Genomic DNA, 24899 nt, shown 5'->3' with positions numbered 1-24899 from the left:
AACACAATTGAAAAAGCCCTTAAAAATTATATTTGCTGGGACTCCCGAGTTTGCAGCATTGCACTTGCAAGCACTAATTGATTCCGAACATGACGTCATTGCTGTTTACAGTCAACCAGACCGTCCAGCTGGTAGAGGCAAAAAATTACAAGCCAGTGCGGTAAAACAGTTAGCTTTGAAACATGACCTAGCTGTTTTCCAGCCAGAATCGCTAAAAACTCAGGAGTCACAATTGGCTTTGGCCGAGTTAAATGCCGATATCATGGTGGTAGTGGCCTATGGTTTGATTCTGCCTAGTGGCATTTTAAACGCTCCTAAATTGGGATGCCTTAATGTACATGGTTCATTACTGCCTAAATGGCGAGGGGCCGCCCCAATCCAGAGATCGCTATGGGCTGGAGACAGTGAGACTGGTGTAACCGTTATGCAAATGGACGAGGGGTTAGATACAGGAGCAATGTTATTAAAACATTCTCTTACCATCTCCAAAGATGATACCAGTGCGACCTTATATCAAAAGCTGGCAGAAATGGGCCCAACAGCGCTTTTGGAAACTTTGGATTCTTTAACTGAACTTCAACCTCAAATCCAAGATGATAAACTTGCCAGTTATGCAAAAAAACTGTCAAAAGAAGAAGCCAAAATTGATTGGCATTTATCAGCTGAACAAATTGAAAGAAATATCCGTGCTTTTAATCCTTGGCCGGTGGCTTTTTTCACGCGAAATAACGCTAATATTAAAGTGTACGCTTCTGAAGTGGTTATAAGTAACAGTGCTACTACCCCGCCGGGCGAGATTATTAAATCAGATAAGCAAGGAATTTTGGTGGCTACTGGCAATAACAGCTTATTAATCACAAAACTGCAACTGCCTGGCAAAAAGCCGATGTTAGCTGCCGATGTCTTAAACGGCAGAGCGGATTGGTTTGTTGAAGGTCACTCACTAATATGAATTATGTTTCATGAAGCCTAGATTTTTGAACCTACGAGCTGATGCCGCCAAAGTACTTCATCAAATTTTAGAAGAAGGGCAATCTGCAAGAGAATGTCTCCCATTGGCCCAATTACCTCATAAAGAGCAAGATAAAGCTTGGCTTCAAGAGATGGTCTACGGTGTTTTGCGCAATTTGCCTATTTTACAGTTTTGGCTCAGAAAACTACTCGATAAGCCCTTAAAAAACCGCTACAAGATTGTAGAACAGTTGATTATGTTAGGGTTTTACCAATTAGCTTTTAGCCGGGTTAGTCAACACGCAGCGGTGTCGGAAACTGTAGCTGCTTGCCAACCTCTCAATACCCAGGCCATGAAAGGATTGGTCAACGCTATCTTGCGTACATTTATTAGAGAAGAAATTTCACTACAACAAGCCCCAAATCAACAAATAGCTTCGGGTTTACCAAAGTGGTTATTCAAAAAGCTAGAAGCTGAATATCAAGATGGTTTTATCGATTTAATTGGTAATATGCAGCAAAAGGCCCCAATTTGGCTCAGGGTCAATACTCAACAAATTTCCCATGTTGATTTCGTAGAAACGCTAGGAAATGCCAGTATCGATTTTACCCTATCAACTGAGCACCCAGAAGCCATAATATTATCAAAGGGTTATGACGTAACAAGTTTACCTGGATTCGATAAGGGGTGGTTTGCCGTTCAAGACGGTGCGGCACAACTTGCAGCTCATTACCTAGAGCCCGCTCTGAATGAAACTATCTTAGACTGTTGTGCTGCACCGGGGGGGAAAACCTGTCATATAATCGAATCGCAACCCAATATAGCTAAAATTGTTGCACTCGAGATAAATCAACAGCGAGCCTTTAAGATTGAGGAAAATTTAAACAGGCTGGGACACAACGCCGAAATCGTAATAGGTGATGCAACTTTGCCCGAACAATGGTGGGACGGACACCTATTCGACCGAGTTTTGCTTGATGCACCCTGCTCAGCGACGGGTATCATTCGCCGCCATCCAGACATAAAGTGGTTACGTAAAGCCAAAGACATTGAAGTTTTGGTCAATCTTCAAAAACAAATATTGGACGCCATATGGGCACTAATCAAACCGGGAGGAACGATGTTGTATGCAACCTGTTCTATTCTACCCGACGAAAACCATTTACAAATAAGTGATTTTTTATCACGAACACCTAACGCTTCGTTAGATAATAGGTTCTGCAACGATTCAGTAGATAAACCCGGTAAACAGATTTTGCCAGGAGATCAACAAATGGATGGTTTCTATTATGCCAGACTGCTAAAGTCTAAATAATAATAAGGTTTAAAGACCAAAAATGAAGATAATTATCCTTGGTGCAGGTCAAGTTGGCGCTACTCTAGCTGAAAATTTAGTCGGTGAAAAAAATGAAATCACCGTAATTGATTCAGATCCCAATACCCTGAGGCATTTGCAAGACAGGTTAGATTTGCAGGTTGTGGCAGGGATGGGATCGCATCCAGATATTCTGAAAAAAGCAGGGGCAGAAGACGCCGACATGCTGATTGCAGTGACTAACAGCGATGAAAGCAATATGATGGCCTGCCAAGTTGCCTATAGCCTATTCAAAACCCCAACAAAAATCGCCCGTGTACGCTCTGAGCAATACATCATTTATCAAGAGCAATTATTTAAACATCAAGACGTACCTGTGGACCACCTTATTGCCCCAGAGCAATTAGTCACTAAGGCAATAAAACGCCTGATAGATTACCCCGGGGCGTTACAAGTGGTGGAATTTGCAGAGGGTAAAGCCAGCTTGGTAGCAGTAAAAGCCTACTACGGCGGCCTCTTGGTAGGCCATGCCCTTTCTACACTTAAAGAACATATTCCTAATGTTGAAACCCGAGTGGCCGCCATATATCGCCGCGGAAAACCTATTCGCCCCCTAGGCACCACAATTATCGAAGCCGATGACGAAGTGTTTTTTATTGCTGCAACTAAACATATTCGTGCGGTTATGAGTGAACTGCAGAAATTGGAATCAAGTTACAAACGAATAATGATTGCTGGTGGAGGACTCATTGGCGCCGGTTTAGCCAAAATGTTAGAACATAACCACAATGTGAAGTTAATCGAGTTTAGTCCCGAACGAGCCAAATACCTGTCGGCCCACTTAGACAAAACCATTGTTTTTGCGGGTGATGCTTCAGATCATGAGTTGTTAACCGAAGAAAACGTCGAACAAGTAGACGCATTTATAGCTGTCACTAACGATGACGAAGCGAACATCATGTCGGCCATGTTAGCTAAACGACTAGGTGCGGCAAAAGCCATGGTACTCATCCAGCGCGGCGCTTATGTTGATTTAGTACAAGGTGGCGAAATTGATATTGCGTTTTCACCTCAACAAGCCACCATCTCTGCCCTTCTCACTCACATAAGGCGTGGAGACATAGTAAATGTTTACTCACTAAGGCGAGGTGCAGCAGAAGCGATTGAGGCAATCGCCCATGGCGATCAAAATACCTCAAAAGTAGTAGGTCGCGAAATCCGTGAAATTAAACTTCCTCCTGGGACCACTATAGGCGCAATAGTTCGTAGTGATGAGGTAATTATTGCTCATGGTGATACCAAAATTGAAGCCAATGACCACGTTATTCTATTCTTGGTTGATAAGAAGTTTATCAGTCATGTGGAGAAATTATTCCAACCCAGTGCATTCTTTTTTGGGTAGTGATTAGCAAATAAACTGACTGTTTTTTCCGTGAACCGTAACTTTTTATAGATTAGAATAATTATTCGAGGTAGCACGCAGCCCAATTCAGAAGTTCAATTTACGTAATTAAAGTGTTTGGTACGCCGCAGCGTCTGAAAGGTAAAAAGGAAGAGGCAAGCAATTGAGCAAAGTAGACATTAAAAAAGCTTGGGTAAGAGAAAGTAAATTTGGTGATTGGTTTCTAAACACTGATACATGGCTAATACATGTATTAAGAAGAGCACTCGATGATCTAGAAAAATTAATTCCTGAAGATAAACCAAAACGATTTCACACCATATTAGACATTGGTTCAGGCTTTGGGCATTCACTAATTGAACTAGATAATCGATTCTCTCCCAATACTATTATTGGATTGGATGTGGATCCAGATGTGGTTGATAAGGCCGGCAGCAATGGTCAAAAATGTCAGGCTAATATCGAATTTTTGATTAACAATGCCGCAGAAATTGACTTGCCAGATAACTCCGTTGATATGATTTTTTGTCATCAAACCTTTCATCATATAGTGGATCAAGATTCTGCGATTAAAGAATTCCATCGTGTACTTAAGCCGGACGGTTGTTTGTTGTTTGCTGAGTCTTGTCGACGTTATATCCATTCTACGGTTATTCGGGTGTTATTTCGGCATCCCATGCATGTACAAAAAACCGATCTGGAATATTTACAGCTTTTAGAAAAGGCGGGCTTTGACGTAGTAGAAAAACAATTGTCTCGCCCATTTTTATGGTGGTCTCGAGAAGATTTAGGCCTTTGGGAAACCCTCACTGGCAGAGTAGAAGATCCAGATTCAAGGGAAGAAACCCTTATAAATGGGGTGTTGTATAAATCACCTCAGTGATATGAATGCGCTATTTTGTGGTTCGATTACAAAAACTGAAATGTTTGCCTACGGTTTACTTCTCAAAGCTAATAATTCATTAGCAATTACTTTGACTTGTATGCGTATGGCCAAATAGTCAGGGTATTTTTTGGATATTCTGAGCTGAGTTTGTTTACCGAATTAAAGTAAATCGGCACCTGCTTTTCTCTTAAAGCATGGATATAAAATTGCGTTGGCCAGGCGTGCGGTGCATGGTTCAATTTATTCTGCACCCTAATTTGTGTCACATCAAAAGTCACAGCATTTTTAAGCGCTTGATTACTACCAGGAACAGTGTCTTGGGTATCAATATAGGCATCACTGAAGTTTGCGCAGCTACCAAAATATTTAATACCATAGTCCCAAAAAATGCCTGAATAAACAGATACAGGATCTAAGTAGGTAGTCTGAATACTCAAAGCCTCATTTCGCACTTTTAGAGCCTCACATATTCCCAATATAACGAACGAGCCACAACTGTGTCCCACTAAATGCACGCCTTGAAGCTTAGGTAAATACGCGAATTTCTCACCTAACTGCTCGCCAATTTTTTTACCATCAACAGAACAATTAAGAACATTATCCGAATAGGGTTGCCAGCCAAAACTGATATGTTGGCTATGTAATTTACTAAACGGCATCTGTTGCAGATGGGAATATTTGAGTTGTAATTCATCACTCCAACTTGCTGGTGAGTCTTTTACACCATGCACCGATAAAGTTAAATATTCGACATCAGTATCGAGGCTGATGTTAACAACATTTTGATAGTTTTTGGGCCAATGCATCGCCAGCAAAAAACCAACTGAGGTAACAATAAAGCACACTCCAGGCATGACGATACCTAGCCACCACAACCAAGGCACTATCCAATATTTTTGGTATATTTGTCGTACGCTACACATTCACGCCCTTAGTCAGCTAAAAATTCCAATTAAAGTGTTTCCCTTGCCACAAAGCAGACCAACGCTGAATTGTACAATTATTTTAAACACTTACAGTGCCGCAAAATTTAACGTAATATAACTTTGATTAGCAATTATCTTAAGTTGTAGATGAAACCAATATGCCACAATCTGAAATGAATCAATCAAGCGCAATCACAACCTCAGAATTTAAATATCCTACTGAGACATGATGTCAGCATTTAAAGTAACGGATCTCGGATATCGTTATGCAAATTCTTCGGTCCCCGCACTTCAAGACGTTAATATTAATCTAGACGCTGGACAATGCCTAGGTTTGATAGGCCCAAATGGAGCAGGAAAATCTACTCTTTTATCGATATTATCAGGTTTATTGATACCAACTTCAGGTACGCTACATTTTGGCCAAAACGAAAAAACAACCTTGTCTAAATTTGTACAAGAAAATGTAGCCTTAGTGCCCCAAGAATATGCTTTCTATCCTCAATTGAGCGTTTTACAGAATTTAGAATATTTCGTTAGTTTGTGTGGTTTAACTAACACTAAGGGCAAAATAAAAGTGCAGAGTGTTATGCAGCAATGCCAACTACAACAGGTCAGCACTCAAAAGGCTAAGCTTCTTTCAGGGGGATACAAGCGTAGATTAAACTTGGCGATCGCGTTGTTAAAAGATCCTCAAATACTTTATTTAGACGAACCAACTGTGGGTGTTGATCCGATTTCAAGAAGCGCTATCCTGACACTACTTAAGTCACTGAAGAATCAAGGAAAAACCATTGTTTACACTTCTCATTTGTTGACAGAAGTGCAAGATATATGTGACCAAGTAGTCATGCTAACTCGAGGAAAAGCTAACTATCTAAGCTTAAATACACAGCAAAAATTTATAACTATCACATTTGCTACAGCACTTTCTGAGAATTGGACTAAGCAGTTTCACGCCTTGCCCATCAAAGTCGAATGTAAAGAGGCCAAAGTTACAGCCTATATTGAAACATCAGAAGAATTACTGACGATGCTCGCTTTGATTGGTAACAGTCAACTGCCAATTCTCAACATTCACTATGATCAAACCTCATTAACCCAATATTACTTAAATCATATGGAAGAAAATGATAGTACAGAGTATTAAAAAGGAATTTATATTGGTGTTTAGCGATCTACATAGTGTCGCGGTTTTATTGCTGATGCCTGTTGTTTTTATGTTGATAATGACCTTTGCCATGAGTGAACGTCAAGAAGATATGATCCAAAACCTTCAGGTCGAATTTAAGACAAATAATGAATTCGAACAGATCTTGTTTGGACAATATCTTACTCATTTTGGTTACCGATTGCATCCGGAAATGCCCAAGGCAAACGCCAGCTTGGTTCTTGAGTCAAACTTAAAACAGCAGCTGTTTTCTAATCAACAACATCCATTGATTCAAATCGAATATAGCTCTGCAACCTCCCCTGCAATTCAAGCGTTGCTGAGCCAACATATACAACTTTCCTTTGCGCGATTAAAGCTACATATGTATATGCTTGATACTGGTGAAATTGATGAAGGATTACCCCTAGATAAACAAATGTCACAAATTAACCAGCAAACCGACACTTCCCAATATATTCACGTTACTAACAACAACTCGTCACTTCCAGTTATCAGTTATAGTGTGCCGTCTTGGTTAATTTTTGGAATTTATTTTATTGTATTACCTATTTCTGTCACTCTGTTGAATGAAGTACAAAATGGCACCTTAATCAGATTAAAGACTTTTCCTCTCAATTTGCATCACTACTTTTTAGTCAAATTGTTGGCCTTTTACCTATTTAGCGTGGGCCAGTTTTTACTTCTAAGTTTAATTGGCTGGCGCCTAATACCGCTATTAATTGAACAGCCTCCAGTGCCTTACAACCATTTGTGGGAACTATTGAGTACAGCCTTAATTGTATGCTTAGCCGCTGTCAGTTTTGCCTCAATTATTGCTTCATTGGTACGCAGCTTTGAACAAGCAATTGTGCTTGGTGGTGGCGTGAATATTATCATGGCGGCATTGAGTGGGTTTATGGTGCCGCTTGATATCATGCCAACAACCCTGCAACACATTGCCCAGTTTTCACCTATGTATTGGTCAGCCCAACTGGTTAAAGGCACTATGTATGGTCAATTTAGTGATGATCATTGGATGAGTTTTATCTATCTTGCAGTATTTGCATCAATTTCACTTACAATATCAGCGCTATTATTTAAGCGTCGCCTAAGGGAGCTTTCATGGAATTAGAAGAACTAAAAACACAATTAAAACAATTGATAGTGGTCGAATGTGACAAAGAAGATGATATGACTTGGGAAGATATCGAGGACGATGAGCCATTATTTGGTAATAAGTCTAAAGTAGGCTTAGATTCCCTCGACGCACTACAACTTGCCTTAGTATTAAAAGAGCACTTTGGCATAAAGGTAGAGGGCTCGAAAGAGTCTCGTAAACACTTACAATCCATTAATAGTATTGTCGAATATATCCAAACTGTTGGGCCAGCTAAATAACGTGGCGGTATATATTCATTCCAGTGTCAGTCATAGCGCCTGTGGTAATAGTTATTTGGATCCCTCTCTTAGGTTTTCTACTGTGCCAAACACTCGCCTAGAGGTGACTACAAACATTGAGGATGACCCGCAATATATACATTTTTTTGCGATGCATCAGATACCATTGGACAGCAGCGAAGCTAGGCTGTTTAGTAGTTTGACATCCGTATTCCAGCAGTTAATTGACAATAGCGAGTTAACATCAAGTGACCTTGCGCAAACGGCGCTTCTTTTAGGCTCCACATCTTTGGATATAGGTACTTTGACCCCATCTCAGGACAAAGCATTAGGATTACCTAAAATTGATCGCCTGAGTCAATATTTGCAACAATATTTTGGGTTGCACCCCTATAACCTAGTAGTCAATACCGCTTGTACCGCCAGTATAAATGCAGTGTCATACGGCAAAAAATTACTCGAACAAACGGCAATCAAACAAGTTATTGTTGTAGGTTGTGAGTTTTATAATAAGTTAACTACTGCAGGGTTCCATTCTTTAGATTTACTTAGTTCTGAGCAGCTTTTAGCCTTCCATGAAAAGCGTCAAGGGCTAATATTAGGTGAGGGTATAGGGGCACTATTATTGTCCGAAAACAAACCTTCGAAAAAACAATGTTATCAAATACTAGAAAGTGACTCTGCTTGTGATACATCAAGCCTTACCATGACAGTTGAAGATGGTAGCCATATAACCACTGTAATCAACCAAGCCATTACAAAATCTGGATTAAACCCAAAAAACATAAACTTAGTTAAAGTACATGGTACAGCCACATACAACAATGACCTTGCTGAATTTAACGCGTTCAACAATTACTTTGACGACCTTCCCCCTGTTTTGGCCCTAAAGCCTTTTATCGGTCATACCCTAGGGGCATGTGGTGTAATTGAATTGGCATTATTGGATTATTTACTGACTCAAGAAACACTTCCCGTACCGAGTTACGTGTCAGAACATCCGCAAAGTATCTTGTTACCTTTTGCTGAAGCAGATAAGGCAATCAAGAGTTTTAAGCATATATTGATTAATCACTGTGGGTTTGGTGGCAATAATGCAGCTCTAGTATTGGAGACAATTTAATCATGCAAATTACTTTATATAACTATGCCTGTTTTACTCATAGTCGCGCACTCGACAATAAAAGTTTGCGCCAGCAAATCAAACAAAAATATGCGGTAGCTGTGCGACGTTTGGATAATTTTACCTTGTGTGCTTTAGGGGCGGTAGCAGAGCTAGGCACAAAAAATCTTGACTTCAAAAAATACTCTTTAATAAGTTGTGCCCAGTATTTTTCTATCGAATTAATTCAGCAAATGTTACTCGACTTAAAGCAGAATCGTGCGATTCGCCCTTTAGACTTTGTAGCTACAGTAGGCAATGCTGCGAATTTTTATATTGCCAAAGAGTTTTCCATAGGCGGTAGCAATTTATTCATTGGTGCTGATACAGATGCCTTAAAGAAAAGTTTAATGCTTAGTGCTCTAGAAACCAATGCAGACGTGGAAGCGGCAGTAATATTACTAATTTGGCAAGAAACCGAATTAGAACGAGTCTGCCACGCTTTATTATTAGGCGCTCCCCAAGCACAACATAACATCTATCCCAAACTGCAAGACTTAAGTCAGCTCAGTTCTCTTGCCACTATTGATTTGCCAGCGGTAGTTGATGTTAATTTATAACTGAATATTGCTTAAACTTTCATTTTCGCTTTTTATGATGTTTGAGTTTAATGTTTTGAGTATTGCTGCCTTGTTGCAACAAAAAACAACTATCGAGAGGTATTGGTTCTCCCTTAAATAGTGAAGGATTATTACTAAAACCTACAGGTTCCAGTGGGATCCCCATTGAAGAACGCTCCAATGTTTGATTATTGTTTAAGTCCAAATACACACGAATACAGGTTAAACCAAAGGTTAGATCGTTTATTATCAATTTAACCTTTGGCTGTTGTGCCTGGCCCTCATCCACGAGTTCAGTCAGTTTATGTACTAACTCCAAATCATCCCATTTTAATTGGTCAGTTAGTGCCTCTTTGACTTGATAAACGGCTATATGAAGTTGCCCGGGTTTGTTGTCATGACCTTGGATTTCTATAGTCAATGCTTCTGCGAGTGCACTTGGCATATTCAAAAGTGCCCATAAAAAACTCACTAAAAAATATTTATTCTTCAACACACTTTGTCTCAGGGTTCACAAATAATCGTTAATAGGTATACTAACGGCTAACTTGTTGAAGGACAAACTGGCCCTCTATTTATGCGTAAAGTGCTTGCAATTAACTACTCTCAAACCGGTCAACTCTCTCGAATATTACAATCTATTAGTCAGCCAATTACCCAAAGTGAACAAATAGAATTCGAAGTCGTTAACGTAGAGCCGGCTAAACCATTCCCGTTTCCTTGGCCGTTTCTGCAATTTTTTAGGATTTTTCCTGAAACAGTGGCTATGGAACCTGTGGAACTAAAACCTATCACTCCCAAATACCAACAATATGACCTAGTCATTTTGTCCTATCAGGTGTGGTTTTTATCACCTTCATTACCCATTGCAACTTTTTTACAAAGTTCACAGGCGAAATCGTTGTTAGCTGACACTCCAGTTATCACTGTTATAGGCTGCCGCGGTATGTGGCTAATGGCGCAAGAAAAAGTCAAAGCACAGTTATCGAAATTACAAGCTAAGTTGTTGGACAATGTAGTACTAAGTGATGATTGCGGTGCATTTTTCAGCTTTCTAGCCACACCATTGTGGATGTTAACTGGCAACAAAAAGCCTCTTTCTTGGGTGCCAGCTGCCGGTGTATCTGACCAAGACATTGCTGATGCCGAACGTTTCGGTGTAGCAATTAAAAGTCGACTTGAGAATGACCCCACTCCTTTATCTCAAAGCATGTTTAAGGGATTATCGGCCGTTACCATCAATGAAAAACTAATCGCTAGTGAAAGAATGGCTAATCATAGTTTTGGTATCTGGTCAAAAATACTGCGCAAAATTGGTCCACAACAAAGCACCCGAAGAGCCCTTGGATTGACGGTGTACGTGGTATTTTTATTGACTCTGATTCTAACAGTTGTACCTATAAGCGCACTGATTAAGAAACTTATCTCACCATTAACACGAACCAAAATTACGGAACAAAAGAAGTATTATGCAGAGCCTTCAGGAGAATAATTAATCAATGACAAAACACGTTTACATCAACAACTTGTCTGTTGCTCTGCCTAATACTGTAGTCAACAATAATCAAATGGAAGATATTTTGGGTAAAGTAGGCGGGGTGAAGTCACGTGCCCGCGCTGTAATCTTGAGAAGTAATGGCATCAAACAACGTTACTATGCCATCGACCCAGAAACAGGAAAACAAAATTACACTAATGCTGCTTTAGCCGCGCAAGCTGTGCGAGGCTTGTTTAACGAAGACAGTGAAATGCAAGACATAGACACTTTAGTGGCTTCTTCGTCGATCCCTGATCAACTAATGCCTAACCACGGCGCCATGGTGCATGGTGAACTTAATAATCCTCCCTGTGAAATTGTATCAACTTCAGGGGTGTGTTTGTGTGGTGTCACCGCCCTTAAATACGCCTATCTCAATATCAAATCCGGTGAAAGTCGTAAAAGTGTAGTAGTAGCCAGTGAGTTAGCCTCAGCGGTGATGCATGCCCGGAATTTTGAGGCCGAGCGCCAGCATAAAATCGACTCATTGGCACAACACCCAGAAATGGCCTTTGAAAAAGACTTTCTTAGATGGATGTTATCAGACGGGGCAGGAGCAGCCTTGGTAACTGATCAACCCAATCCCGATGGACTGTCTTTGCGTTTGGATTGGATTGATAGCTTTTCTTTTGCCAATGAACTAGAAGCCTGTATGTATGCAGGTGCAGAAAAAGTAGAAGGCAAATTAAAAAGTTGGACCACATACAACAGTGAAGAGAGAGGCCAACAAGCAGTTTTTTCAGTCAAACAAGATGTGCGACTGTTAAACGACAACGTAGTGCGCATTACGGTAGAAGAAACCCTTAAACGTATAGTGGCTAAACGTCAGTTAAATGCAGACGACTACGATTATTTTCTGCCCCATTACTCATCAGCGTATTTTCGCGAGAAAGTGTACCAATCACTAGTCAATATTGACTTTGAATTACCCTATGAAAAATGGTTTACCAATTTAAGTGAAAAGGGAAATACCGGTTCAGCGTCAATTTTGATTATGCTTGAAGAGTTGTTTAAAACACGTCCTATACAAGCCGGACAGAAAATATTGTGTTACATCCCTGAAAGTGGCAGGTTTTCCAGTGCATTTATGCAACTAACGGTAGTATAAATACATGAAAGCCAAACAGGTTCCTCAAGATAACAGCCCCAGTTATAGCGGCCATAAGAAGTTGCTTTATGCAGTAGAAGACAATGGTCACTATACAGGTATTCAATCTAGTGGCTGGGAAATTGAAAACTTTGCGACCCAGATGGCAGTGGATGAGCTTAAACAACAAACAATTGACGCCATCGAAGATTACCATTCTGGTAAAACTTCAGCACTGGCATACCACATGTGTAAACATCGCCTGGATATCACTTCCTTATCTCAAGCTACTGGCTTTTTCCAATGGCAAATTCGTCGTCACCTTGTGCCACAGACATTTAACCGGTTAAGCCAACGAAAACTCAAAATTTATGCAGCAACATTTTCGATTACTACAGAACAATTAACCAGAGTCCCTGAAAAACCATGAGTGAAATAGTTAATCATCTGCGACACCAGCAATCTTCTCATTGTGAAACAGGCGTAGTATCTAACATGTTGAGTAGTAAAGGTTTTGCCATGAGTGAACCTATGGCTTTCGGCTTAGCATCAGCGCTAACTTTTGCGTATTTGCCTTTTGTTAAAATGGCCGGTTTGCCGTTAATCGCTTACCGTATGCCGCCTAAAAGCATTATCAAATCGGTTGCAAAAAAGCTCAATATTGAACTTATGAGCCAAAGATTCTCTAGCCCCCCAAAAGGTATGCAAGCATTAGATAAGGCACTGGAAGAAGGGCATATTGTAGGTTTGCAAACTTCGGTCTATTGGTTGCCTTATTTTCCTGAAGATATGCGGTTTCATTTCAATGCGCACAACCTTACTGTGTATGGAAAAAATCAACAGGGTGACTACCTCATCAGTGATCCTGTGTTTGAAGAAGTCGTGACCTGCTCTCCGGAGGATCTTGAGCGTGCTCGATTTGCAAAGGGCGCACTAGCACCTAAGGGTCTGATGTATATTCTCGGAGAAATCCCCGACAATATAGACTTGGCACCGCAAATTTATAAGGCCATCAAAAAAACTGCGAAAATGATGAATGGCATACCTATTCCGGGAATCCCCTTCTTTGGGGTTAAAGGCATTCATTACTTAGCAAAAAAGATTGTAGAGCTTGAAAATAAGCCGAGTAAATACGCGCGTCTATACTTAGGGCATATAGTGCGTATGCAAGAAGAGATTGGTACAGGTGGGGCTGGATTTAGGTTTATATTTGCTAGTTTTTTGGATGAATCTTCAAAATTAACAGGTGACTCTGAGTTATTTGAGTTGTCACAATTTGTCACTGAAATTGGCGATCAATGGCGCAGTTTTGCTGTACAAGCAGTGTTATTTTGTAAAGATAGGAAGTCAATCTCGCTGCAGGATATCAGCGATGTATTGATTAAATGTGCAGAAATGGAAAAACAGCTTCAAAGTAGATTATTATCTTTAAGTGCATTTAAATGATGTTATCTAGTTACCGTCTCTAATCTAACTTTAAAAGGACTAAAATATGAAGTTAAACATTAAAGCAAACTCGTTACGAACTATAGTTTTAGCTATTGGTACAGTAGCTATGAGCCATTCTTTAGTAGTAAACGCTGAAGCAAAAAGCGGATTTAAAGAAAATGCGACTATGCTCACCAAAGTTAACTTACATCCCGACCCAAAACGCAGAGTGCTTTATGCACTTAATTATCAACTACCTAGTTTGATCCCTATGTGTTCAGAAGTAAAAATAGAGGATATTGGTAAAAAGGAAATTGAATTTATCTATCAAGGGATGACTTACCGTTACGTGTGGGACAAACACACCAAAAAAGCAGGTCAATCCTTAGAACAAAACTTTAAACAATACTTTGGAACAAGTTGTGACGAAGCTAAAGTCGCAAGTTTAAGTCAGGCAGATCAGGACGGCATTAAATCGGGGAAACCCAGAGTCGGAATGACTAAGGACGCGATTCTCTTTACTATGGGTAGGCCACCTATACATGCCAATCCAACATTAGATGGCAATACTTGGATGTACTGGTCAAATAAATGGACTCGTCAAGCCATCGATTTTGATGACAAAGGTGTAGTTACTCAAATTCGCTGATTTGATTAAACAGACACTGCTTAAGCTAGTGTCTGTTTATTTATCTAGCCGCATAAAAACCAGAAAATTACGCCCATTTCTTAAAGATTAGTGAGGTATTGATGCCTCCAAATGCGAAATTATTAGACATCACATACTCAGTATCTATCTGCATCCCCTGCCCCGCGATGTAATCTAACTCACCACATCGAGGGTCAATATTCTGCAACTGCAATGTGGGCGCAAACCATTTGCGATCCATCATTTCAATGCTAGCCCACGCCTCCAACGCTCCACACGCACCTAAAGTATGACCAAGATAACTCTTCAGTGAACTAATAGGTTTGTTTTTGCCTAGTACTAAAGCTGTTGCCGACGTTTCCGCAACATCTCCTTTATCTGTTGCAGTGCCATGGGCACTCACGTAACCAATCTCAGAAGCGGGTAGCTTGGCATCTTCTAAGGCCAATTTCATAGCGGTCGCCATAGTGTCAGACTCTGGTTGAGTCACATGTACACCATCTGAATTGGTAGCAAAGCCAACGATTTCCGCTAATATTGGTGCGCCTCTCGCTACTGCATGATCATACTCTTCTAAAATCAGGGTTGCGGCTCCCTCTCCTATCACTAGGCCATCTCGATCAACATCAAATGGACGGGGGGTCGATTGAGGGTCATTATTTCGGGTACTAGTCGCGAACAAAGTATCAAAAACCGCCACAGCAGAAAGACATAATTCTTCAGCGCCACCAGCAATCATTACTTTTTGCTTGCCGAACTTTATAGCTTCGTAGGCATAACCTATGCCTTGTGAACTTGATGTACATGCTGAGCTGGTAGTATGAATTCGGCCCTTTACGCCAAAAAAGACGCCTAGATTTACAGCACTAGTATGATTCATCATTTGAATATAACTGGTTGCCGTAATACCCGACATGTCGTGATCTTTCAGTAAATCACCAAAGGCTACTATGGGTGGAGTGGAACCAATAGAAGAACCATAAGAAATGCCAGTATCTCCGTTAGTGATAACCTCGCTATTAAGCAATTGACTTTGTTCCAAAGCAGATTCGGTTGCTTTGGTAGCCATCACAGACACTCGCCCCATGGAGCGCGTCATTTTACGGGTATAGTGGCTGGGTTTCACAAAATCGGTAACCGGCGCAGCGAGTTTACAATGCAAACCTTTCACATCTTCCCACTGCGGCATATGTTTGACAGCATTGGCATTGCTTCGTAGGTGTTTTTCAAAATCAGTCCAATTGTCACCAAAGGCTGACACCACCCCCATACCAGTTACGACTACTCGTTTCATTAGGCCATTCCACCATTCACTGAAATAACTTGCCGAGTAATATACGACGCGTCATCAGACATTAAGAAAGCTACGGTCGCCGCTACTTCATCCACTTGGCCAACTCGTTTTAGGGGGATCATTTTCACAATTTCATCTATGGGCAGTTCATCTGTCATACCCGTATCAATTAAGCCCGGTGCCACACAATTAACTGTAATCTTGCGTTTGGCTAACTCCAAGGATAACGCCTTAGTGGCGGCTATAACGCCCCCCTTAGAAGCACTATAGTTTACTTGACCACGATTGCCTATTACCCCTGATACCGACGCCATGGTAACTATGCGGCCACCTTTGCGTTTACTGACCATAGGCATCACCAATGGATGTAATACATTATAGATACCGTCTAAATTAGTGTGGATCACGCTATCCCATTCGTCTCCTGTCATTGCCGGAAACGCGGTGTCATGTGTTACACCTGCATTGCAAACAATACCGTAATAGGCGCCGTGCTCCGCAATATCTGCGTCAAACACTTCTTTACACTGTGCTCGGTTCGCTACATCACATTGTAAAAAATAGGCATCTACGTTCAATTCTTTAATGGCTGCGACTGTTTCTTGGGCGCCAGCGGCATCATTTCGGCAATGCACAACAATATCAAAACCATCTCGAGCCAACCGCAGTGCAATGGCTTTACCTATACCTTTACTGGAACCTGTGACTAATACTCTTCTATTCATTTTTGTGCTTGCTCCTGCAAATATAGTTCGGGCTCATCTGGCTCAAAAACATTAATCTTTGCTTCAACGACTACTTGCTCACCTTGTTTGATTCGACAATCAAATACACTTAAGCCGTTCGCCTCTTTAAATAATAATTCCACCTGAATTAATAATTCAGTGTCTAGGGCGAACTCCCTAACCTGAGTCATATAATTTCGAGCACTTACTAGAAAACCTAAACTAACCTTACCACCGCTATCGAGTTTTAAGACATTGGCATAGGCCGCTATGGTTTGCGCCATATACTCAATGCCTACATAGGAAGGTACACTATTGCGTTCAGGGTTGTAAAAATTGCTGCACTGGGTGATTTTAACCGTACAGGTTGAAGACATATCTGTGTAATGCACTAACCTATCCACTAAGATCATAGGATGGGCGTGGGGCAGAACCAGCTCTATTGGGTATTCATTCATATTCACGTCCTACAATTAGACTTACGTTGTTACCACCAAAAGCAAAAGAGTTACTCAAACAACAGCGAATTTTACTGGTATTGTCGTGACAGTTTTCAACCCAATTAAGTACGGGCAGCTCGGGGTCAACCTCATGATCCCACACATGGGGTGCTAATTTTTGCTGACGTAACACCAAACAACAAAAACCTATCTCTGTAGCCCCTGCGGCCCCCAGCGTATGCCCAATACTGCCTTTACTAGAGCTCACAAAAGGTTGATGGGGAAAAAGTTCTGCTACAGCGATGGCCTCCATAGAGTCATTCTTAGGTGTGGCGGTACCATGCAAGTTAATATAGTCGATTTGTTGACTAGTTAACTGAGCGTTATTAAGGGCTTGCTGCATGGCATCAATCGCTCCTCGCCCTTGTGGATGGGGAGCTGACATATGGTGAGCATCACTTGACTCGCCACCAGCTAGTAGCCGTAAGTCGGATTTATCTTTACTAATGATAGCCAAAGCCGCACCTTCTCCAATATTAATGCCATCGCGATTAACACTCGAAGGTTTACAAATTCCAGATGATGTAGACTCCAAGGCACTAAACCCATTGACCGTCATTGAGCATAAAGAATCAACACCTCCCACTATGGCTGCGTCAATCACACCTGCGCGAATTAATTCGCTGGCGGTTATAAAGGTTTTAGCACTAGAAGAACAGGCGGTTGAGATTGCCATAGAAACGCCCGAAAGCCCGGCTACTAAACTAATAAATTCGGCCACATTGGAAATTTCTTGGACTCGATAATCATATTCCGCAGGAAACGCACCGGCTTGTTGCTTAACTTCCATAGCCGATTCACCTTGAGCAATCCCTGAGGTACTGGTGCCTAATATCACCCCTATTCGTTGCTCAGAATATTTGTTTTTGAGTGATTCTACTGTGGCTGCTATTTGGTTATAGGCCTGCAAAGCCAGCTGATTATTGCGACTGTGGAAATGTTTGGGATAGGTTTTTATGTCTGGTAATTGACTGGCGACTTCTGCCACAAACACTGCTGCGTCGGGCAAAATATCATTACGCTCTACAAACCCTTGTTGCGAGCCTGCGAATAAATTCAGACTGACTTCTTCTAGAGTACCCCCTAGCGCGTTGATTAAACCAAAGTCATTAATGTAAATATTATCCAACTGACCAAAGTGGTGCTCGGCCATGGTATTAATCTGCCTCACATAATTTAGATAACATACGCATGCCACGTTTTGAACTTTTTACGAAAGGATTATTCTCGTCCCATGCATAACCCGCAAGAATGGAGGTGATCATAGGTTTAATTTCAGTATCTTGAGATTGGAAAAAAACCACGTTTTGGAAGCTGGTGTCATACCAAGAGGTCACAAAAGTCTTAAATACTTCTATGCCTTTTTTAAGGTTATCGGCGTATTCAATTTGCCAGTCTACTTGTTCGCCATTGAGTTCTCGAGTGACTAATTGCGCGGCGCTCACAGCGGAACGCATCGCAATGGTCACCCCAGAAGAAAACACCGGATCGAGAAATTCACCAGCATTACCAAGTAAGGCAAATCCAGGACCATATAAAGATTTAACGTTAGATGCGTACCCGCCAATCATTTTTGCTGGTTGTATAATTTCAGCGTTTTCAAATAATTCAGTTAAATTATCATCTTGATTGATAAAGGCCCACAACTGCTCTTCTAATGATTTGTCGGCATCAAATAATTCGGGGCGAGCCACCACTCCCAAGCTAGAAGTGCCATCTGAAAAGGGGATCAACCAGTACCATAAGTCTTCAATTTCAGGATGAACCGTAATCAAAATTTTATTTCGGTCAAAATTTGCGTCAGCTTTAATATTGTCTTTGAAATGAGTAAACACCGCATTGCGAGGCGGCAAGTCACTTGGTACGTGCAGATCTAACAACCGCGGTAATACTCTACCGAAGCCACTGGCATCAAGCACAAAGCGGGCTTTTAGTTGATAGCTATGTTCTGCAGATGCTATTTTTAAGGTAACACCTTCATCATGGGTTACCACTTCTTCAACACTTTGCTGATAACGAATATCGGCACCAATACGAGCAGCTTCGTCAGCTAGTAACTTATCAAAAGCAGCGCGTTTAACTTGAAAAGTTGTACCTGGGCCGTCAGAGAATTTTTCTTCAAAGTTAAACTCAGAGCGTTCACCTTTACGGTAAAAAGCCGCGCCGTTTTTAAATTGGAAGGCTAAGTCTTCAGCATTGGCGTTAAGTGCGTCTAACATACCAGCTTGTTTAACAAATTCCATGCAATGAGGCAGTAAACTTTCACCAATTGAAAATCGCGGAAAACTTTCACGCTCTACTACAACTGTGTTCCAACCATCTTGAACCAGCATTGAAGCCGCTATTGCGCCGGCGGGACCTGCACCAATGATAACAACATCACAAACTTCACACTCGCTCATATTTATTCCTTTTCTAGAAACGGGGCCAATTTATCAAGCAAACATTGGGGAGTGTTGAAAGACATCTCCCCAGTACTCATCTCCACTGCGACTTGTATGGTATGGGCTTTGGTCAACACTGCCCCAGTCGCTTTATCTCGCACTATGTATTCTATTTTTATTCGTGTCTGATATTCAACTAAACGAGCTTCAATAGTTATCCATTCACTCAACCTAGCTGATGCTACATATTTAAGTCGCATATCCACAATGGGCCACATATAGCCTGATGCTTCCATCTGCAGATAATTGTAATCAAATAATTTCAGTAGTTCACAACGAGCAACTTCGAGATACTTAACGTAATTACCATGCCAAACAACACGCATCGAATCTACATCAAAAAACTGTACTTCTAACTCAGTAGTAGTACTGAGCAATGCTTTAGCTTTCATATAAGTTCCATCTTTTTTGTTGGATATACCCTATGGTATCTCGTAGCAACCCGTCTGTTGGCCTGTCTTCATCGATTAAGGTAAAGAAACTGCCAATATCATCCAACATAGTACTGACATCTTTAGTCAAAGAGCTTTTATCCAACTCTCCCATTTCAATTCGTAACCCAATGCCTTGTACTGAAGCCAATAAAGTCGCGGCAACCACTTGTTCTGTTAACTGTAACACTCTTAAACAATCTCTAGCCGCTATTGTCCCCATGCTAACTTTGTCTTGATTGTGGCATTCAGTTGAACGAGAAAAAACACTCGCTGGCATAGTGAGTTTCAATGCCTCAGCAGTCCAAGCTGAACACCCAATTTGTATCGCTTTAAACCCATGGTTTATATAGCGACGTTCACCCTTTGCGCCAGACAAATTAGAGGGTAAGCCATGATTCATTTTTACGTCTACCATTGTGGCTATTTGACGATCGGCCAAGTCTGCTAAGTTAGCGACGCAATTTTTCATTGAGTCCATTGCCATTGCAATATGACCACCGTAAAAGTGCCCTCCATGTAATACGTGTTCACCTATACCATCAACGATAGGGTTATCATTAGCACTGTTCAATTCATTTTCAATGAAGGTTCTAAACCAAGGTAAACTATCTTGTAACACACCAATTATATGCGGGGCACAACGTATAGAATAACGGTCTTGCAATCGCTGAGAGTTACGCGGATGAGAGTGATGATTCAAGTCATTTTGGATCCAAGCAGCTATTTGGTTCTGACCTGGGTGCGGTTTCACACTAAACAAAATATCATCAAAATGATTACTGTTCCCCTTTAATGCAAGGCTTGATAGTGCGGTGATCCTCGCCATTAACTTACTTAAATATTCTGCTCTTTCAAAAGCTAAGCATGCAAGGGCGGTCATAACAGCCGTACCATTCATGATTGCTAAGCCTTCTTTAGGACGCAGTTTAATGGGTTGTAAACTTGCTTGTTTAAAGGCCTCTGCGCTTGGTATAATAGCACCTTTATAATACACATCACGCTCACCGATTAGTGCGCCCGCAACGTAGGACAAGGGAGTTAAATCGCCACTTGCACCTACTGAACCTTCTTCAGGTATCACTGGAATGATTTCGTTGTTGAGCATATCTACCAACAAGTTTAATAGATCCCAACTGACGCCTGAATAACCCTGTGATAAAGATACTAATCGTGCCGCCAATATGGCGCGACCCTGTTCTTGCGAGAAATAGTTACCTAAACCACAACCATGAAAACGGGTTAAGTGCATAGGTAATTCATCTACAAGGGATAGCGGTACTTCAACTGTGCATGAGTCTCCATAACCGGTAGTGACACCATAGATATGCCCTTCTTCCTTAAGCAATTGGTCTAAAAAGCGCACCCCTTCGTCAACTTTTTTGGTAAATAAGGTGTCAGTAGATAGTTCAACAGGAGTACCTTGATGGGCAACGCGAACTATATCTTCAATACTTATTTTTTGAGCTCCAAAGCTCAGTTTATTCGACCCTGACCCCATCTAGCTTACTCCAATTTCTCTCTAGTTTTCGGGAACTGTTGCTCCCAATTATTTTTACATTAACATCAAAACCCTCCAAGAATTTTTAAGTTCCCAGTAGGGTCGAAGTTTACTGACTATTATCTGTTTTCGAGCTTGTCTCTTCCAGCGTTTCATTACCACGCCAAAAGTCAAAGAAGTTGCCCCACTGATAGGGAGCTTTCAAACAGTAATAACTCAGCCTGTCTGCATATTTGCACATTAATTGCTGAAAATATGCTTGTCGTTCTTTGCGTCTAACTTTGACCGGTTCAGCGAAATTTTCGATATGCACTTGGTATCTATTGGTATCTGTATTTTTGAGACAGGTCATGAAATAAACCGGACAATCCATAATAGTGGCTAAAGCAAATGGGCCAATCGCAATAGGCGCAGGTTCAGCTAAGAAGGGAACAAAATGGACACTATTAGGATTGGTAACCGAGGTACGGTCCGCAAAAATCACCACAGCTTCGCCGTCTTCAATTTTTTGTTTAAGTTTAATTGTATCGTCTGGCCCAAAATTATCGATATGCACAAAATTAATCGCTGCTTCAGGGTTAATACGCTTTAAGAAGTTATTAAACGAAGGGGCATGTTCATTGTAGGTAATGACATTGAGCTTTTTTTTGTTTTCACCCGCCCCGAAAATGGCCCGACATATTTCCATATTACCAAGGTGGGTACTGAGGATCACACAACCGCCACCAGCAGTGAGTTTTCCGTAGTTTTGCTGATCAACAATATCGAGATCTTTCAAGTGAATCTTACCCAGCCATGCGTCGAACTTATCAACAATGGCCCAGCCAAACGTCAAAAAAACCTTAAACCCTTGATAATGGACTTTAACAGAATTGCTAGGTTGTTCGTGGCGTGCTTTTTCAATTTGGCGCCAATATTTCACTACGCCGCTACGAGCCTGACCTCCTGTTAGGTAAAAATACAACATCACGGGAAAGAAACAGATCCGGAAGAAACCTTTGCCAAACAATTTATAGACAGCCACTAGAAAGCGTATTCCCAAAAGACTGCCACGTTCTTTAATAGTTGACCAATGTGCTTGTTGGCTCACTGAGAACTCCTGAGTTTTGCGGCTAATAAAACAGGAAGACGTACTAACATGCCGAAAAACAACCTAGTATGCATTTTGGAAATCAACCAATTATCTTTACAAATGTTGAAATGGGAGACGCCATCTTCTGGGTATAAAACTTTAGTTGAGATAAAGCGAATCGGGACTTTTTGCCAATAAAGTCGCACCATAATCTCAATATCAAAATCCATTCTATTTCCCAAAGCTTGTTTACCCATGAGTACCATACAAGCAGATAAAGGGTAAACTCTAAAACCACACATAGAATCTTTAATTGCTAAGGATAAAGTTTCAATATACACCCAAATGTGGGTGATATAGCGGCCGTAGTAACGACCTTTGGAAATGCTATCATCATATACAGGCTGACCGCTTATCATTGCATCTGGATGAGACTTGGATTCGTTTAATAGAATATCTATGTCGGCCAAATTATGTTGACCATCGGCATCAATTTGCACCGCATGACTCATACCCATTTCAGAAGCTATATTCAACCCCGTTTTTACTGCGGCACCTTTGCCACCATTCACTGGCCGTCTAATCAGAGTCACGTTGGGGTATTGTGCGTCGAGCTGTTCTAGCAGAATTTGGGTGGCCGCATCACTACCATCGTCGACTAAAACAATTGGAAACTCATAGGGTTGCAATGCTTCAATAGTATTAGCGACAGCCTGAGTGTGGTTGTAATTGGGAATAACAAAACAGTAATTTTGGCTCACACAAACATCACCTTGCCTGAAGCATGTTTTCCATGGTCTGAGTGATAGCTAAAAGTGTATTTGTTGTCGTTGATTTGACTTAGCTTAAGCTTAATAATCTGTTCTGGACCCACAATAATTTGAAACTTAAGCCCGCTAAAGGACTCAAATTTGCTGGGATCAGCGTTAAAATATTGGCTCGCGTATTCCACAACCCAGTGAGTCAATACCACACCAGGTAAAACTGGAGCGCTAGGGAAATGGCCTTGGAAATAGTATAAGTTTGCGGGGATTTTTAACTCTAAAAAAACTGAGTTATCTTCTTTTTCAACTGACAACAACTCGCCATGATGTACATAATCACTCAAAATAGGACTCCATGGCCTGTCGGTTTAACTTCCCTTGGGCATTATAAGGAATTTGTAACGGATATCTAAATTTTTTTGGTAAGGTCACAGCTTCAAACCACCGTGCTAGGTAACGCCTAAATAATCGATTAAACAAATGTAAAGGCATCGTCTCTTTAGCCTGTTTTCCCAAATCATTTAGCTCAATAACCGCCGCCAATTGTTTACGGTTGACTCCTATCACAATCACACAAACGTCTTGGATAAATTCATGTTGCTTACAGCGCAATTGTACCTCTTGCAGAGATATGCGTTTCTCTTCAATTTTGACTATATCGTCTGCTCTTCCTAACAACCGAAATTTATGGGGACTCAGTAACTCTATTTTGTCATCCCCATAAAATGGATTATCAATCATATAGGGTGACGATAATAGCAATAGTTCGGTATCGGGTTGATGTGCAACACTGACCTCGTCAAAGGTTTGCCAAATATCGTCGTCGATAGAATCTCTATGGCGCCATCCAATTCCGCCGGTTTCAGTGCTGCCATAAACTTCAACTAATCGACAATGTAGCTGTTGTTGTAGGCTAATATTTTTGTCAGCGTCTAAAGGACCTCCTGAAGAAAAAATATTATGGATATGCTGTTTGTACGGTATTAGAGGGTTGTCTAAAAATAAGCGGTGTAGGTGAGCCGGACTGGCAACTAAAGTGACAGCACCCAATTTTTGGGTGGTGATTTTATTAACAATATGTTCTGGATATTCAAGCGCTTGACATACAAACGCATGCCCCTTTGAAATGGGCCACAAAACCTTAAATAACAAACCATAAATATGCTGATGAGAAACCGTTGACAACAAAGCACTACCTTTAATGGTCGCGCCAAAGTTGGCTTCGAGGCTGTTGACTTCGGTTTGCAACTGCCAAAACTTTTTCTCAATAGCTTTGGCTTGCCCTGTAGAGCCTGAAGTAAAAAAAGTGACATTCGTCTCGCCATTAATGTTCACAATAGTTGCAGGCATTTTTGGCCAGGAAGTTTTGGTGACAATATCAGGGTTAATATCTGCAGAGCCAATACTTGCCTGCACCCGATTTTTTATATCACGTATATGTTCTGGCTGTGCGTTTTGGGGCAATACTATGGATTTACCTGCCGCTAACAAAGCATAAAACATCGCTGAAAACAAAAAGGTATCTGACTCAAATAACAACCAAGATTGAGAAGATGACTGCATTAATTGAGTACGATAACCCGCAACAATATTGAACCATTGTTCGTAGTCATGATCGCCGTCGACAAATTGAATGTCATTGGGATCGATAAGGTAACTTGTTAAGTCCATTTGCATTTTAACTGTTGCTTTCTTAAGGCTTGTACAGTGACC

The 24899-nt window shown here is 41.1% G+C and carries 27 protein-coding genes; 14 read left to right on the top strand and 13 right to left on the bottom strand.

Annotated elements, in window-relative coordinates:
• The first annotated feature begins 7 nt into the window (after positions 1-7).
• The 4 genes from fmt (at position 8) to KO534_RS09185 (ending at position 4552) form a co-directional block, all read left to right on the top strand.
• Positions 8-952, top strand: a complete 945-nt coding sequence (fmt, locus tag KO534_RS09200) for a methionyl-tRNA formyltransferase (RefSeq protein ID WP_215929357.1) — start codon at positions 8-10, stop codon at positions 950-952.
• A 10-nt stretch (positions 953-962) separates the two neighbouring features.
• On the top strand, positions 963-2267 hold the full coding sequence (gene rsmB, locus KO534_RS09195) for a 16S rRNA (cytosine(967)-C(5))-methyltransferase RsmB (RefSeq protein WP_215929356.1): 1305 nt from the start codon (positions 963-965) through the stop codon (positions 2265-2267).
• A 22-nt stretch (positions 2268-2289) separates the two neighbouring features.
• Positions 2290-3669: a Trk system potassium transporter TrkA gene (gene trkA, locus KO534_RS09190; RefSeq protein ID WP_215929355.1), complete on the top strand. Its 1380-nt coding sequence runs from the start codon at positions 2290-2292 to the stop codon at positions 3667-3669.
• A 163-nt stretch (positions 3670-3832) separates the two neighbouring features.
• Complete coding sequence (locus KO534_RS09185) at positions 3833-4552, top strand: class I SAM-dependent methyltransferase (protein WP_215929354.1); 720 nt, start codon at positions 3833-3835, stop codon at positions 4550-4552.
• A gap of 86 nt (positions 4553-4638) precedes the next feature.
• On the opposite strand, the gene KO534_RS09180 is transcribed toward KO534_RS09185, so the two are convergent.
• The gene (locus KO534_RS09180) at positions 4639-5478 is read right to left on the bottom strand and encodes a hypothetical protein (RefSeq protein ID WP_215929353.1); all 840 of its coding nucleotides are present in this window, start codon (positions 5476-5478) and stop codon (positions 4639-4641) included.
• Positions 5479-5710: 232 nt separating this feature from the next.
• On the opposite strand from KO534_RS09180, the gene KO534_RS09175 reads away from it, so the two are divergent.
• From KO534_RS09175 to KO534_RS09155, 5 genes are read left to right on the top strand one after another with little or no spacing between them, the layout of a single operon-like run.
• Positions 5711-6631 (top strand): ABC transporter ATP-binding protein, encoded by a 921-nt coding sequence (locus KO534_RS09175; protein WP_215929352.1) that lies wholly within the window; start codon positions 5711-5713, stop codon positions 6629-6631.
• The gene (locus tag KO534_RS09170; protein ID WP_215929351.1) at positions 6612-7766 is read left to right on the top strand and encodes an ABC transporter permease; all 1155 of its coding nucleotides are present in this window, start codon (positions 6612-6614) and stop codon (positions 7764-7766) included. Before KO534_RS09175 ends, KO534_RS09170 begins: the two co-directional genes overlap by 20 nt.
• The gene (locus KO534_RS09165; RefSeq protein ID WP_215929350.1) at positions 7757-8032 is read left to right on the top strand and encodes a phosphopantetheine-binding protein; all 276 of its coding nucleotides are present in this window, start codon (positions 7757-7759) and stop codon (positions 8030-8032) included. Before KO534_RS09170 ends, KO534_RS09165 begins: the two co-directional genes overlap by 10 nt.
• 1 nt (position 8033) lies before the next feature.
• Positions 8034-9155 carry a beta-ketoacyl synthase N-terminal-like domain-containing protein gene (locus tag KO534_RS09160; RefSeq protein ID WP_215929349.1) on the top strand — a complete coding sequence of 374 codons (1122 nt, stop codon included), beginning with the start codon at positions 8034-8036 and terminating at the stop codon, positions 9153-9155.
• A 2-nt stretch (positions 9156-9157) separates the two neighbouring features.
• The gene (locus tag KO534_RS09155) at positions 9158-9754 is read left to right on the top strand and encodes a hypothetical protein (protein WP_215929348.1); all 597 of its coding nucleotides are present in this window, start codon (positions 9158-9160) and stop codon (positions 9752-9754) included.
• Between the two features lie 19 nt (positions 9755-9773).
• On the opposite strand, the gene KO534_RS09150 is transcribed toward KO534_RS09155, so the two are convergent.
• Positions 9774-10199 (bottom strand): DUF2141 domain-containing protein, encoded by a 426-nt coding sequence (locus KO534_RS09150; RefSeq protein WP_215929347.1) that lies wholly within the window; start codon positions 10197-10199, stop codon positions 9774-9776.
• 132 nt (positions 10200-10331) lie between these two features.
• Between KO534_RS09150 and KO534_RS09145 the strand changes: the two genes are divergently transcribed.
• From KO534_RS09145 to bamE, 5 genes are read left to right on the top strand one after another with little or no spacing between them, the layout of a single operon-like run.
• The gene (locus tag KO534_RS09145) at positions 10332-11246 is read left to right on the top strand and encodes a dialkylrecorsinol condensing enzyme (protein ID WP_215929346.1); all 915 of its coding nucleotides are present in this window, start codon (positions 10332-10334) and stop codon (positions 11244-11246) included.
• A gap of 7 nt (positions 11247-11253) precedes the next feature.
• Positions 11254-12399, top strand: a complete 1146-nt coding sequence (locus KO534_RS09140) for a beta-ketoacyl-ACP synthase III (RefSeq protein ID WP_215929345.1) — start codon at positions 11254-11256, stop codon at positions 12397-12399.
• A 4-nt stretch (positions 12400-12403) separates the two neighbouring features.
• Positions 12404-12808, top strand: a complete 405-nt coding sequence (locus KO534_RS09135; protein WP_215929344.1) for a hypothetical protein — start codon at positions 12404-12406, stop codon at positions 12806-12808.
• On the top strand, positions 12805-13824 hold the full coding sequence (locus tag KO534_RS09130) for a BtrH N-terminal domain-containing protein (protein WP_215929343.1): 1020 nt from the start codon (positions 12805-12807) through the stop codon (positions 13822-13824). Before KO534_RS09135 ends, KO534_RS09130 begins: the two co-directional genes overlap by 4 nt.
• 46 nt (positions 13825-13870) lie before the next feature.
• Positions 13871-14455, top strand: coding sequence for an outer membrane protein assembly factor BamE domain-containing protein (gene bamE, locus KO534_RS09125; RefSeq protein ID WP_215929342.1), 585 nt, complete (start codon positions 13871-13873; stop codon positions 14453-14455).
• 67 nt (positions 14456-14522) lie between these two features.
• Here the strand turns inward: bamE and KO534_RS09120 are convergent, their stop codons facing one another.
• From KO534_RS09120 to KO534_RS09070, 11 genes are all read right to left on the bottom strand, one after another.
• Positions 14523-15749, bottom strand: coding sequence for a beta-ketoacyl-ACP synthase (locus KO534_RS09120; protein ID WP_215929341.1), 1227 nt, complete (start codon positions 15747-15749; stop codon positions 14523-14525).
• Positions 15749-16474, bottom strand: a complete 726-nt coding sequence (gene fabG, locus KO534_RS09115) for a 3-oxoacyl-ACP reductase FabG (RefSeq protein WP_215929340.1) — start codon at positions 16472-16474, stop codon at positions 15749-15751. The genes KO534_RS09120 and fabG overlap by 1 nt, the downstream gene beginning before the upstream one ends.
• Positions 16471-16932: an ApeP family dehydratase gene (locus KO534_RS09110; RefSeq protein WP_215929339.1), complete on the bottom strand. Its 462-nt coding sequence runs from the start codon at positions 16930-16932 to the stop codon at positions 16471-16473. Before KO534_RS09110 ends, fabG begins: the two co-directional genes overlap by 4 nt.
• On the bottom strand, positions 16925-18127 hold the full coding sequence (locus tag KO534_RS09105; RefSeq protein WP_215929338.1) for a beta-ketoacyl-[acyl-carrier-protein] synthase family protein: 1203 nt from the start codon (positions 18125-18127) through the stop codon (positions 16925-16927). Before KO534_RS09105 ends, KO534_RS09110 begins: the two co-directional genes overlap by 8 nt.
• Before the next feature lie 4 nt (positions 18128-18131).
• Positions 18132-19376, bottom strand: coding sequence for an NAD(P)/FAD-dependent oxidoreductase (locus KO534_RS09100; protein ID WP_215929337.1), 1245 nt, complete (start codon positions 19374-19376; stop codon positions 18132-18134).
• Positions 19377-19378: 2 nt separating this feature from the next.
• Positions 19379-19810, bottom strand: a complete 432-nt coding sequence (locus KO534_RS09095; RefSeq protein WP_215929336.1) for an acyl-CoA thioesterase — start codon at positions 19808-19810, stop codon at positions 19379-19381.
• Positions 19800-21350: an HAL/PAL/TAL family ammonia-lyase gene (locus KO534_RS09090; protein WP_215929335.1), complete on the bottom strand. Its 1551-nt coding sequence runs from the start codon at positions 21348-21350 to the stop codon at positions 19800-19802. The genes KO534_RS09095 and KO534_RS09090 overlap by 11 nt, the downstream gene beginning before the upstream one ends.
• 109 nt (positions 21351-21459) lie before the next feature.
• Complete coding sequence (locus KO534_RS09085; RefSeq protein ID WP_215929334.1) at positions 21460-22440, bottom strand: LpxL/LpxP family acyltransferase; 981 nt, start codon at positions 22438-22440, stop codon at positions 21460-21462.
• Entirely contained in the window at positions 22437-23183 is a 747-nt protein-coding gene (locus tag KO534_RS09080) for a glycosyltransferase family 2 protein (RefSeq protein ID WP_215929333.1), read from the bottom strand. Before KO534_RS09080 ends, KO534_RS09085 begins: the two co-directional genes overlap by 4 nt.
• Positions 23180-23530, bottom strand: a complete 351-nt coding sequence (locus KO534_RS09075; RefSeq protein ID WP_215929332.1) for an ApeI family dehydratase — start codon at positions 23528-23530, stop codon at positions 23180-23182. Before KO534_RS09075 ends, KO534_RS09080 begins: the two co-directional genes overlap by 4 nt.
• A complete protein-coding gene (locus tag KO534_RS09070) occupies positions 23523-24863 on the bottom strand; it encodes an AMP-binding protein (protein WP_215929331.1) in 1341 nt (446 codons plus the stop codon). The genes KO534_RS09075 and KO534_RS09070 overlap by 8 nt, the downstream gene beginning before the upstream one ends.
• Between the last annotated feature and the right edge of the window lie 36 nt (positions 24864-24899).

Source organism: Paraglaciecola arctica, from assembly GCF_018861065.1.
Taxonomy (GTDB): Bacteria; Pseudomonadota; Gammaproteobacteria; order Enterobacterales; family Alteromonadaceae; genus Paraglaciecola; species Paraglaciecola arctica_B.
This window is presented reverse-complemented; position numbering and strand designations above follow the sequence as displayed.